The following is a 12,575-nucleotide window of genomic DNA, read 5'->3' on the forward strand; positions in this document are numbered from 1 at the left end:
ATTTTTTTTACTCCTGGCGCACTTCCGTTCATATTTTCTCCCTTTCTCAACACTGTTTGTTAGTGCGATATCTAGGAAACAAATAAAATATCAAAAACAAGTTATTTGCCATGTGCATTATTCGGTAAGAAAAAACTTTACAAATAATACCTACAGGGGTATAATAGAAATACACGCAGGGGTATATAAATGAGCACCATCCTTTTACCAATTATTAAAGATGATCAAAAAAGGACTTTTACCGTGACTTCCGTCGAGTGGTCGCAAGTATCCCACTTATGCCCACTATGGTGTTGAAGGGGTCGAAAAAATAGTTGGCTATCAACCAAAAGAAGTACTGAAAGAGTATTTAACGGAAAAAGTAACCATAAATTAATCATCTATTGAGGAGAAAAAATATGTTTTTTAAAAAATTGCCTACGATTTCAACTACTGAATTGGAAAAGAAATTAGCCGATAAACCGCAAATTATTGACGTAAGAGAACCACATGAATTTAAAAATAGTCATATTCCAGGAGCAAAAAATATACCATTGTCTAAAGTTGCTAACTACACGCCTAAAGGTCAAGCTTATGTAGTGTGTCAATCGGGGATGCGTAGTAAACGAGCAACGAAAACGTTATTGGAACAAGGACATGATGTTATCAACGTCCGTGGTGGCATGATGGCTTGGACAGGCGCAACAAAAGGAGGTAATAATTAATGAAAATTGTCATTATAGGTGGTGTAGCAGGCGGAATGTCTGCCGCTACAAGGTTAAGACGGTTGAATGAAACAGCAGAAATTATCGTATTAGAAAAAGGGCCTTATGTGTCATTTGCAAATTGTGGTTTGCCTTATTATATCGCTGGAGAAATCGATGAACGGACGGATTTGTTAGTTCAAACGCCAGAAACTTTGCAAGCAAGATTCGATTTAGATGTGCGACCAAATAGTGAAGCTATTTCTATCGATTCCAATAACAAAGAAGTGGTCGTGCAAACCGACCAAGAAACATACACGCTGGGGTATGATAAATTAATCTTATCCCCAGGAGCAAAACCATTCATTCCTCAAGCAAAGGGATTAGAAGAAGCAGAGAATATTTTTACCTTACGTTCCGTTCCCGATGTCGATGCGATTGCCAACTTTATCAATATACACAAGGCTAAAAAAGCAGTGGTCATAGGTGCTGGATTTATCGGGCTAGAAATGGCAGAAAGTTTAGCCCATCGAGGAATGGCAGTTACTATTGTGGAGAAAGCACCACATGTACTACCGCCTTTTGATGAAGAAATGGCTGCCTATATAACGAAAGAATTGGTAGCTAATGGTATAAAATTGTATACAGGATTGGCTGCTGAATCATTTGAAGAAAAAGGTAAAATCGTAGTATTAGAAAATGGAAAACGCTTGGAGAGTGACGTCACTTTAATATCTGTCGGTGTAAAACCGGAAACAACGGTAGCTTTAACAGCCGGTGTCGAAACAGGTTTACGCGGTGGGATAGTCGTTGATGATCAATATGAAACTAGTCAAAAAGATATTTACGCTGTGGGGGATGCGGTTGTCGTTAAACAGCAAATTAACGGAGAAGACACGATGATAGCATTGGCTTCGCCAGCTAACCGTCAAGGCCGTCAAGTGGCTGATGTCATTAGCGGATTAGAACGTAAAAATAAAGGTAGCATAGGGACAGCGATTGTACGAGTGTTCAAATTGGCAGCAGCGTCGACCGGTTTGAATGAACGCCAATTGCAACAAGCGGATGAGGCGTACGAAGTGATTCACATTCAAGGGAAAAGTCATGCTGGCTATTATCCTAATGCAAAAACGATTGTATTAAAGTTATTATTTCATCCGACCACAGGTAAAATTTATGGCGCTCAAGCCATCGGAGAAGACGGTGTAGATAAACGGATTGATATCATTGCTACAGCTATTAAAGCCGGAATGACGGTGCAAGAGTTGCCGGAATTAGAGTTCACTTATGCCCCTCCATTTGGCTCTGCTAAAGATCCTGTTAATATGGCTGGTTATGTAGCTTTAAATCTTATGGAAGGCATTAGTGAGTCTGTTCAGTGGTATGAATTAGAAGACAAGCAAGCAGAAGGATATTTACTGCTAGATGTTCGAAATGAAGGTGAACTGAAATCCAATGGCCGCTTAAAAGGTGCAGTCAATATTCCTTTAGATAGTTTGCGAGACCGCATGGCGGAGTTGCCCAAAGATCAACCGATTATTGTCAGCTGTCACAGTGGACTGCGTAGCTATGCAGCAGAAAGAATATTGAAACAAAATGGCTACCAAGCCAAAAATTTAGATGGCGCATTTGCTCTTTACTCAACAGTAAAACCAGAAAAGGTGGTAAAATAATGTATCATTCAATATCAATGTCAGAATTCGAACAAAAATGGAAAGAAAATAAACTTCCTTTAGTAGACGTTAGAGAAATCGACGAATGGGAAAATGGTCACCTGGACGGCGCAATCCATGTTCCTTTAAGTAATCTTTCAGCTGAAAAAAATAAATTGGATAAAAACCAAGAGTATTATGTAATGTGTCACTCCGGAGCGCGCTCTTCAATGGCTTGTCAACAATTATCACAAGAAGGATACAAAGTGATAAATGTAATGGGCGGAATTTCTGCTTGGAATGGAGAAATTGTTTAATGGAATACGATAAAAAAATTGTGAACCGTTTGAAACGTTCTGATGGTCAATTGCATGGCGTTTTGAATATGATGGAAGAAGAAAAAGATTGCGTAGATATTGTGACTCAATTATCAGCGGTTCGCTCTAGTATTGATCGTACGATTAGTTTAATTGTTGCTGAAAATTTAGTAGAATGTGTTCAAGAAAATATTAAAGATGGCAGCACAGGTGAAGAACGTATTCAACAAGCAATTCAGTTACTAATGAAGAGTCGCTAGTCTTTTGTTATAGCTTATGCTACATCATGGTGTAACATTATTTTAAATGAATATAGACGTATAGTATTAGAAATAAAAAATAAGGGAACAGGTTGTTAATGAACTGCCCCCTATAGCACCCATGTAAAAATGCTTATCGTTGTAAATGTTGATGATGGCATAACAATAAACACCTCCCTAGCATTTTAGGGAGGTGTTTTTGAATAGAATCTCTACAGAGGGTGCTTTAACAAACACTAAACCAATCTTAATCGGCTTATTATTTATTTTATAGGTGTCATACCGCAAGACTTATAATCAATAAGTATAGGCCGATAAGAAGTAAAGATAGGGTTAAGAAACCATGGACAATTTTTGTCGATTGAAATTCTTTGGGGTATTTAAATAAGAAGATATACCCGTTAACGAAACCGGCGACAACGAGAAAGATAGCGAAAATAGTTAAATACATGATAACTCCTTTACGATGATGGATTCTTTTTCTAATTATACCTTAGATTTCGGTCTTTGGTATGAGGGTTACGGTGTGAATTTCCGTTAATATAAAGATATAATTAACTATAAGTTAAGAAGAGAAAGGTTGATAAACCATGAAATTATACATGAAAAACCAATTACTATCGCTGAAACGTGACTTTAATTTGAAGAACGAAGATGGCGATCCTGTTTATAAAATCAAGAATAAATGGCTGTCAATTGGCCAACAATTTCGTATTATTGACCTAGCCCAAGATAAAGAAGTGGCGCAAGTGAAAGAACAAATCATTGATTTGATGCCAACGGTCGATGTGTATGATGAAAATAATGACAAGGTAGCTGAAATTCGCAAGAAGATTTCTTTATTTAGAGATAACTACAAGGTCACGTCCTTGGATTGGGATGTGAAGGGGAATATCCTTGATTTTGATTTCCGTATTACGGATGAAAATGGCGACCGGATTGCCCGTATCGACCGCAAGTTGATATCAATTCGCGATACTTTTGTGATTGATATCGAAGACCATGTGCCAGCTGACGTGGTGCCGATTATTTTAGGTGTGGTGATGGCGATTGACTTAGTAGTTGAGCGCGAAGAAGCGTAAGACGGAGAAGATTAAAAAAGGAAGACTAAAATTGTACTTAAATAGTTAACTGAGGAGGCCGCGACCGTATGGATCGTGGCCTTTTTATTTTCGTCTTAAAATTTCCTTCGAAACCACTTGTGTTTACCGAACGTACGTTCTATTATTAATAGGAACATACGTTCTGTTTTTAAGGGCGTAAATTTAAATGTCTAAGCGAAGGAGGGCTAAAGATGTTTGCGAATAATGTAACGTTTGACTATTCAAAGGAACCTAGCCGCGATATTTTGTGTATTGATTGTAAGTCATTTTACGCCTCAGTGGAGGCAGTTGAACGCGGTTTAGACCCATTAACGACCAAATTAGTTGTCATGTCCTACTATGATGAGGCTGGCGGTCAGAGTAGGGGATCGGGGCTTATTCTGGCTAGTTCACCAGCTGCTAAGAGAGCCTTTAATATTACCAACGTAACCCGGGCCCGCGATTTACCTTATCCCTATCCAGATGATTTGGTGATTGTTCAACCGCGCATGCGGGTTTATATGGAGAAGAACCAAGAAATTAACCGGATCTATAAAAGCTACGTGGACGAAGCCAACCATCACGTATTTTCAGTGGACGAAAGTTTCCTAGATGTGACCGATTCATTCAAACTATTTAAGGTCAGTAGTGCCTACGAAATGGCCCAGAAAATTCAAAAGGATGTCCATGACCAGACAGGTATTTATACAACGATTGGTATTGGCGATAACCCGTTTCTAGCTAAAGTAGCCCTAGATATTGGCGCGAAAAAGGAGGGCGACATGATTGCTGAATGGCGGTATGAGGATGTCCCGGATACCCTTTGGCAGATTGCTGATTTAACAGAAGTCTGCGGTATTGGCCACCGAATGGCCCGTCGGCTAAAGGGAATGGGTATTAATAATGTCTACGACCTGGCCCATTCTTCTTATCACGTATTAAAAGATAAATTAGGGGTCATGGGTGCCCAACTTTATGCCCATTCGTGGGGCGTGGACCGGTCTTTTCTCGGCACCCCTTATACCACCAAAGACAAATCGATTGGCAACAGTCAAGTGCTCCCAAAAGATTACACCGATAAGGATGAAATTGCTGTCGTCGTCAAGGAAATGGCTGACCAAATTGGTACCCGTTTAAGACGAGCTGGCGCGCAAACCCAAGTCGTCGGTCTTGGCTTAGGCTATTCTATGGGCTACTTTGATGCAAGTGGTAAAAGGGGTATTCATAAGCAAATCAAGGTAACACCGACCAATCAAAGTAAGATGATTGCTGAAGTGGCCTTGTATCTGCTGTCCTTACTCTATGACAACCAAGTAATCCGGCATATTTCTTTATATAGCGGCAACCTTGTTTACAATCAAGCAGTCCAATTAAATCTATTTGAAAGTGAAAACAATCAAGTAGCCGACTTGAAAACAGATGTGATTGTAGATACCATCCGTAAGAAATACGGTTTTAAGAGTCTGGTCTATGCCTCGTCTCTTAAAGCTGGCGGTCGGGCAATTGAACGCTCTAGTTTAGTCGGTGGACACGCTGGTGGTATGGCGGGTATCGAAGGTGAGGCCCATGGCTAAGCGGCTTGAACCTTGGGAACTACCGAACGCTACAAGACGGGCCCAATTGTCATGGTTAAAAAAGCAACGACACCCAAGGACCCGTAAACACTTCACGCCTTATAATGAATATGAGGACCGGACCTTTGGTATGAAGTGGGCTACTGCTTATGCCATGGATGAATTGGTCAAAGGCATTCAATCCAACCATAAGGATGCAGCTAAAGTATCTACACCACTGCCTGAGATGACGAGGGAAGAGGTTGACCAAGTCTTGCAGGAAGCTTGGTTAAACCACTATCCTGTTTCTATTCAATTGTCTTTGAAAGATCATTTAGGTCGCTACCTTGACCATATCCTCGGTTGGTTTAATGGGGAGAGTAATTATTTTTATTTTTTGATCGGTAGTCGCAAGATTTTATGGGATGATGTGCGCCATATTGAATTGGTCAAAGAAAGTAAGTGGTCCCATATTGACCTTTAGTTTGATGTTTAGAGTCAAATCTTGGTGTAATATTGATATATCAAGGATTTAGATGATTAAAAAAGTCAAAAATATCACTAATAAATGTTTGACCTTTACTGACCAATTTGTTATACTTTATACATAAAGTAAAAAGGAGTGATGTGAAATGGCAAACATGGAAATGACTACAACCTTACAAGAGGCCATCGCAAATGCCCAACAAATTGCTATGACTCGTAAACATCAAGAAATTGGGATTCCCCATATGTTTACAGCGTTGGTGCAACCTGGAAACTTTGCTTATGACTTTTATGAAGATTTAAATGTGCCAATGGCAGCATTAACTGAAGAATTAAACCGTGAATTAGATGCAATTCCAGTGGTCCAAGGTACGAACGTACAATATGGTCAAGGCATATCACGTGGCTTGGGTGAATTAATTCAAAAAGCTCAAGTACGTGCGGAAAAACAAGGTGACGAATTTTTAGCCACTGAAATGGTGCTAGCGGCCATCAATGATGTAGCTTATACTGACCTGGCAAAATGGTTCAAGCAACATCAAATTACCGCAAAAGCGGTAGAAGAAAAAATTGATAATTTGAGACAGGGTGATCATGTGACAAGTAAACAAGCAGAAGAAAACTATGAAGCTTTAGAGAAATATGGTGTCGATTTAGTCGAACAAGTTAAAGCAGGTAAAATGGATCCTATCATCGGACGTGATGAAGAAATTCGTGATGTAGTTCGTATCTTGTCTCGTAAATCTAAAAATAACCCGGTCCTAATTGGTGAACCTGGTGTAGGTAAAACCGCTATCGTTGAAGGTTTAGCCCAACGTATTGTGAAAAAAGATGTCCCTGACAACTTAAAAGACAAAACAGTCTTTTCATTAGATATGGGTGCCTTGATTTCAGGTGCTAAATACCGGGGTGAATTTGAAGAACGGTTGAAAGCAGTCTTAAATGAAGTGAAAAAGGCAGACGGCCGGATTATCTTATTTATCGATGAAATCCACAACATTGTAGGTGCTGGTAAGACTGAAGGGTCAATGGACGCTGGGAACTTACTTAAACCGATGTTGGCTCGTGGTGAGTTACACTGTATTGGTGCGACAACCTTGGATGAATACCGTAAATATATGGAACAAGACAAGGCTTTGGAACGTCGTTTCCAACGTGTTTTAGTGAAAGAACCAAGTGTTGAAGACACTATTTCAATTTTACGTGGTTTGAAAGAACGCTATGAATTACACCACGAGGTAACTATTCATGACCAAGCGTTAGTAGCGGCAGCTGAATTATCAGACCGTTACATCACTGACCGGTACTTACCAGATAAGGCACTTGATCTAGTGGATGAAGCTAGTGCTGAAATTCGTGTTCAAATGAACTCATTACCAACAGAATTAGACCAAGAAAGACGTCGATTGATTCAATTAGAAATTGAAGAAAAGGCACTTCAAGAGGAAAAAGATGAGGCAAGTAAACGTCGTCTAGCTGATCTTCAAGAAGAGTTAGCTGAAGTACGTGAAAAAACTAACCAATTAACCATGCAATGGCAAGTTGAAAAAGGCGGTATGTCAGATATTAATGCTAAACGTCAAGAAATTGACAATGCAAAACATGCTTTAGAACAAGCAGAAAATGACTACAACCTTGAAGAAGCAGCCAAATTACAACATGCAACCATTCCAAAATTGGAACAAGAATTGGTAGATATGGAAAAAGCCTACCATGAGCATGCTGATAAGAGCGCTGACCGTTTGGTAGAAGAATCTGTAACTGAAGACTCTATCGCAGCAGTCGTTTCAAGAGTGACTGGGATTCCCGTGACTAAATTAGTTGAAGGGGAACGTGAAAAATTGCTTCACTTAGATGACACCTTACATACACGTGTAGTAGGTCAAGATGAAGCAGTTGATAGCGTGACAAATGCGGTATTACGTTCACGTGCCGGTGTTCAAGATCCAAACCGTCCGTTAGGTTCATTCTTATTCTTAGGACCGACTGGTGTTGGTAAAACTGAGTTGGCTAAAGCCCTAGCTGAAGCCATGTTTGATTCAGAAAATAACATGGTCCGTCTTGATATGAGTGAATACATGGATAAAATCAATGTGACTCGTTTAATAGGGGCAGCGCCTGGTTATGTTGGTTACGAAGAAGGTGGCCAATTAACTGAAGCTGTACGTCGTAATCCATATACAGTGGTCTTACTAGATGAGGTTGAAAAAGCCCATCCAGATGTATTCAATATCCTATTACAAATCTTAGATGACGGTCGTCTAACTGACTCACAAGGTCGGATTGTAGACTTTAAAAATACCATCATCATTATGACAAGTAACTTAGGATCAGATGCCTTGTTAGACGGTACTGATGAAAACGGGGAAATCGATGATGAAGCAAGAGAAGCTGTTCAAAGTGCTTTGAAAATGCACTTTAGACCTGAATTCTTAAACCGTATCGATGACACTATTTTATTCAGACCATTATCACACAATGATATGGACGGTATCGTACGCAAGATGTTAGCACAATTAAGCGACCGCTTAGCTAGCCAAGAAATTGTGGTAACATTCAGTGATGAATTGGTGAGCTGGATTGGTGACACTGCTTATGATCCACAATTTGGTGCACGACCATTGCGTCGTTTCATCACCAACCAAGTGGAAACACCAGTAGCACGTGCGATTATTGCAGGTACTATTAGTAAACAGCAAGCAGTGAACATCTCAATTGATGAAGACCACGAAATCAAGTTTGATGTGACACCCTTAGTCCAAAATTAAATCTATATAAAAAATAAGTAATTGATTAATTCTCCACAAGCTAGCAAGTAGTATGCCTAGTTTGTGGAGAATTTTTTATTGCATACGTCTATTTTCAGGAAGGAGAAACTGTTGGACCTAGGCTATTATTATTAAAGTGGTCTTTTAATATGGTAAAATATATAGTATAGAAGATGGATGGAGGTGGAGAAATGGAGACAGTACTATTTTCCATTGGTATCTTAGCCATTATCGCTGGAATGATGACGCGTCATTATATGCTTGGAGGCATTGTGGGTGCGGGATCTTTCTTATTGTATTTTGGTTTGTATGACAATGGGTCTTGGTTGTCACTGATGCTTTTTGCTTTAGGGACAGTCTTGATTATTTCCGAAGTATTTTTACCTACTTACGGGATATTGGGTGTCGTAGGTTTGTTGATCGGTGCCTGGGGATTGATGGGGCAGACTGCTGATATCGGCGACGCGGTAGTAGATTTAACGATTGGTGTTGTTGTGGGTATCGTGGCCTTTTATATTTTAGTTAAGTTGGGTTACCGGATTCCTTTTAATGATCAAATTGTACTGAATACATCTTTGAATCGGGAGCGAGGTTATCAATCGCAGAGTGTGTCTGTGGCGGATTATGTTTCGCAAGAGGCTGTGACGCTCACGCCACTGAGACCGACTGGGAAGGCAACTTTCTCGGACGGGAATATCTTGGAAGTGATGAGTGACAATGAAGTGATTGGTAGTGATGAACGGGTGGTTGTTGTGAGGATTCGTAACAATCAATTATTAGTAAGGAGAGTGAACCATGAGTAGTTCGTATGGAAATGACACAAGTATTTGGGGAATTTTGATTTTAGCGATCATTATTCTAGTCGTTTTAACTTTATTCTTTACCTTTGTGCCAGTTGGCCTTTGGGTAACAGCTTATTTCTCTGGTGTTAAGGTGGGGATTGGCGATTTAGTCGGAATGCGGCTACGTCGTGTAAATCCAAATAACATTATCAAACCTTTGATTAAAGCTACAAAAGCTGGGTTAACTATTGACTTAAATGATTTAGAGGCCCACTATTTAGCAGGTGGGGATATCAATATGGTCGTGGATGCCTTAATCGCAGCGCAACGTGCCAATATTGACCTAGAATTTGAACAAGCTGCAGCCATAGACTTAGCAGGTCGTGACGTATTTGAAGCCGTTCAAGTGTCAGTAAATCCTAAAGTAATTGAAACACCGATTATTTCAGCGGTTGCGATGAACGGTATTGAAGTGCGTGCGAAGGCGAAAGTAACTGTCCGTGCCAATATTGAACGTTTGGTTGGGGGTGCTGGTGAACCTACTATTATCGCCCGTGTTGGTGAAGGTATCGTCACCACTGTCGGTTCAGCAGCGACACATTCAGTAGTTTTGGAAAACCCAGATGCAATTTCACAGACTATTTTGCGAAAAGGTTTAGACTCTGGGACAGCTTTTGAAATCCTATCGATTGATATTGCGGACGTTGATGTAGGTCGTAATATCGGGGCTAAACTACAAGCAGAGCAAGCTGAAGCGGATAAACGAATTGCCCAAGCGAAAGCTGAAGAGCGTCGTGCGATGGCCGTTGCCCAAGAGCAAGAAAATATTGCGAAAACGCAAGAAATGCGTGCGAAAGTTGTGGAAGCACAGTCTCAAGTACCAGAAGCCTTAGCTGAGGCCTTTAGAAACGGTAAAATCGGGGTAATGGACTACTACAATATGCAAAATATTCAAGCAGATACGAAGATGCGCGAAAGTCTTTCTGAAGGAGATTCTGAACACAATTCAGGTGATCAATAATGGAACTGATTGGAATTCTGGTCTTCATCTTTGGGCTGGCACACAGCTTTTACAAAGATTATCGAAAGAAGCTGAAAGCAGAAGAGAAGGCGAAAGCGAAACGATTTGATGCGTCTAATCAACCTTCGCGGATGAATGAAAATGGCGTGGATCGACAAAGGAACACGCGCCAAACTCAAACTCGACAAACTTCAAATCGGCAAACGCAAAATCGTCAAAGTACCAGTCGCGGTAGACACCAAGAAGATAAGAAGCCAAAAACCTTGGCGGATTATCTAGCTAAAGCTCAAGAGTATTTAGATGAAGTAGATGCGGATGCGCAAAAGTCTTTTGAAGAAGTGAAGGCTGAAAAAATTCAAGTTACAAAGCAACAAGATCAAAGAAGGAATGCAAATCAACAAAATCGTGGTCAGCAGTATGCTAAACAAAACCAGGCTATGCGGGCACAGAAGCGTCAAAACCAACATGCAACCTTAAACCAAGCTGAGAGCGGTCAAAGTACCGCGCTTGATGGTGAAGGAACGGGTTGGGATGAGTCAGATGTATATGCTGACGGGCGTGGCTATTCTGCAGAAGGTAGTCGCTCTAACGAAGGTTCTGTATCTGAAACTGCAATGTCGAATGGTGATTATTTTGATCAAGAAATGGCTGCCAATGACCTTGAATTAAAGAAAGCATTGCAACAAATGGATGAAATGTATGACCGTGAAGCGGACCGCTTGGATAGAGAGTTAGACCAATTGTTTAAGGAAATGGAAGATCCGAGTAAAGATTTACGTGTGACGACTGAAAGCAAAAAAAAATCACGAAATCCACGCGAAATATTAGCTTTATCTAATCAGAATGACCTAAAACGTGGTATATTATTAAGAGAAATACTGGACAAATCAGTAGCTAAAAGGTAGGTGTGACAATAGTCGCTTAGCATTAACCGCATCTAACGCATTTAGGTGAGTAAATGCTAAAGCACTAACTCGCCCATAAACTAGAACAAAAGGCGAATAAACACTGCAAGTGTTTAGCGTATTTTGTGAAGTGTCGGACAATTCCGACTATGGGAACCTGATATCACGACTTTCTTAGCATACAAAAGGGGCTGTGAGACAGCCCCTTTTAGTTTATCCGATTTTTAAATCAGAGAGGATGTATCAATAATGAACTGGGTTTTAAATACAATTGCTTATGGTGACTTGATGGCACAAGAAAGTTTTGGCCAATTAGATATGATTGATTCTGTTAAAGGGTTAGGTTTTGACTATATTGAATTGAGAAGTGAATACTTTGACGGTTCAGACCAAGAATTGGTGGACCTAAAAGCTGCAAACCAAGAAGCGGGCTTAACTGTTTTCCTTTCTGTGCCAGCACCTTTATTTGAAGAGGGCCTATTAAATCCTGAATTAGAAAACTACTTTGAATTAGCCCAAGCGGTTGGCGCTATACAATTGAAGGTCAACTTAGGTGCCTACAACCAAGAAACAGTGGCTACAGATATGACTTTGGTCAACAACTTAATTGACCGTTTCGGCATTTCCCTAACCTTGGAAAATGACAACACGCAAGCAACAGGCGCTAGCGACTACTTTAAAGCCTTTTTACAAGATAATGGTAACGATAAAGTGGGCATGTGCTTCGATGTGGGTAATTTCTTATACTACGATGAAGATCCAGTAGCAGCGGTGAAAAAAGTCTTACCATTTGTCCATTATGTCCATCTAAAACAAGTGGAACAAGCGACCAATACTAGTCTAGCAGGCTTATCGGTAGGGGACGTGGACATTGTTGCTGTCTTAAAAGAGGTAGACCAAGTAATCCCTGTTGCGGTTGAGTGCCAATATAAAGCTTCTGATATTATGGAAGTTGAAGGACAAATCAAAAACGATATCGAAAATATCCTATCTGGCTTAAATTAGAAAATAGCTAGAAATGCCTATGGACTAACCTGTAGCCCTTGCTTGCAGGCCGGATGCATGT

General features: G+C 40.3%; 13 protein-coding genes. 12 read left to right on the forward strand and 1 reads right to left on the reverse strand.

Annotation, left to right across the window (positions count from 1 at the left end; translation table 11 throughout):
• The first annotated feature begins 398 nt into the window (after positions 1–398).
• Genes ACRCJ0_RS05575 through ACRCJ0_RS05590 form a run of 4 tightly spaced genes read left to right on the forward strand, consistent with a single transcriptional unit; the run spans position 399 to position 2,912 of the window.
• Positions 399–704, forward strand: a complete 306-nt coding sequence (locus ACRCJ0_RS05575) for a rhodanese-like domain-containing protein (protein ID WP_431387854.1) — start codon at positions 399–401, stop codon at positions 702–704.
• On the forward strand, positions 704–2,356 hold the full coding sequence (locus ACRCJ0_RS05580) for an FAD-dependent oxidoreductase (protein WP_419971177.1): 1,653 nt from the start codon (positions 704–706) through the stop codon (positions 2,354–2,356). The genes ACRCJ0_RS05575 and ACRCJ0_RS05580 overlap by 1 nt, the downstream gene beginning before the upstream one ends.
• Positions 2,356–2,652: a rhodanese-like domain-containing protein gene (locus tag ACRCJ0_RS05585; RefSeq protein ID WP_419971176.1), complete on the forward strand. Its 297-nt coding sequence runs from the start codon at positions 2,356–2,358 to the stop codon at positions 2,650–2,652. The genes ACRCJ0_RS05580 and ACRCJ0_RS05585 overlap by 1 nt, the downstream gene beginning before the upstream one ends.
• Positions 2,652–2,912 (forward strand): metal-sensitive transcriptional regulator, encoded by a 261-nt coding sequence (locus ACRCJ0_RS05590; protein ID WP_419971175.1) that lies wholly within the window; start codon positions 2,652–2,654, stop codon positions 2,910–2,912. The genes ACRCJ0_RS05585 and ACRCJ0_RS05590 overlap by 1 nt, the downstream gene beginning before the upstream one ends.
• Before the next feature lie 277 nt (positions 2,913–3,189).
• Here ACRCJ0_RS05590 and ACRCJ0_RS05595 read toward each other — a convergent pair whose 3' ends face one another.
• Complete coding sequence (locus ACRCJ0_RS05595) at positions 3,190–3,363, reverse strand: hypothetical protein (RefSeq protein ID WP_431387851.1); 174 nt, start codon at positions 3,361–3,363, stop codon at positions 3,190–3,192.
• Positions 3,364–3,502: 139 nt separating this feature from the next.
• Here ACRCJ0_RS05595 and ACRCJ0_RS05600 point away from each other — a divergent pair, with 139 nt between their 5' ends.
• The 8 genes from ACRCJ0_RS05600 (at position 3,503) to ACRCJ0_RS05635 (ending at position 12,514) form a co-directional block, all read left to right on the forward strand.
• Positions 3,503–3,994, forward strand: a complete 492-nt coding sequence (locus tag ACRCJ0_RS05600; protein ID WP_419971174.1) for an LURP-one-related/scramblase family protein — start codon at positions 3,503–3,505, stop codon at positions 3,992–3,994.
• 212 nt (positions 3,995–4,206) lie between these two features.
• Positions 4,207–5,568 carry a Y-family DNA polymerase gene (locus tag ACRCJ0_RS05605; protein ID WP_419971173.1) on the forward strand — a complete coding sequence of 454 codons (1,362 nt, stop codon included), beginning with the start codon at positions 4,207–4,209 and terminating at the stop codon, positions 5,566–5,568.
• Complete coding sequence (locus ACRCJ0_RS05610) at positions 5,561–6,031, forward strand: hypothetical protein (protein ID WP_016896868.1); 471 nt, start codon at positions 5,561–5,563, stop codon at positions 6,029–6,031. Before ACRCJ0_RS05605 ends, ACRCJ0_RS05610 begins: the two co-directional genes overlap by 8 nt.
• 148 nt (positions 6,032–6,179) lie before the next feature.
• Positions 6,180–8,801: an ATP-dependent chaperone ClpB gene (gene clpB, locus ACRCJ0_RS05615; protein ID WP_431389756.1), complete on the forward strand. Its 2,622-nt coding sequence runs from the start codon at positions 6,180–6,182 to the stop codon at positions 8,799–8,801.
• Positions 8,802–8,992: 191 nt separating this feature from the next.
• A complete protein-coding gene (locus ACRCJ0_RS05620) occupies positions 8,993–9,604 on the forward strand; it encodes an NfeD family protein (protein ID WP_016896870.1) in 612 nt (203 codons plus the stop codon).
• The gene (gene floA, locus ACRCJ0_RS05625; RefSeq protein WP_419971168.1) at positions 9,597–10,604 is read left to right on the forward strand and encodes a flotillin-like protein FloA; all 1,008 of its coding nucleotides are present in this window, start codon (positions 9,597–9,599) and stop codon (positions 10,602–10,604) included. The genes ACRCJ0_RS05620 and floA overlap by 8 nt, the downstream gene beginning before the upstream one ends.
• On the forward strand, positions 10,604–11,509 hold the full coding sequence (locus ACRCJ0_RS05630) for a hypothetical protein (protein WP_431389758.1): 906 nt from the start codon (positions 10,604–10,606) through the stop codon (positions 11,507–11,509). Before floA ends, ACRCJ0_RS05630 begins: the two co-directional genes overlap by 1 nt.
• A gap of 249 nt (positions 11,510–11,758) precedes the next feature.
• Positions 11,759–12,514, forward strand: coding sequence for a sugar phosphate isomerase/epimerase family protein (locus ACRCJ0_RS05635; protein WP_419971635.1), 756 nt, complete (start codon positions 11,759–11,761; stop codon positions 12,512–12,514).
• The last annotated feature ends 61 nt before the right edge of the window (positions 12,515–12,575 follow it).

The sequence above is a fragment of the Aerococcus sp. L_32 genome (assembly GCF_050689315.1).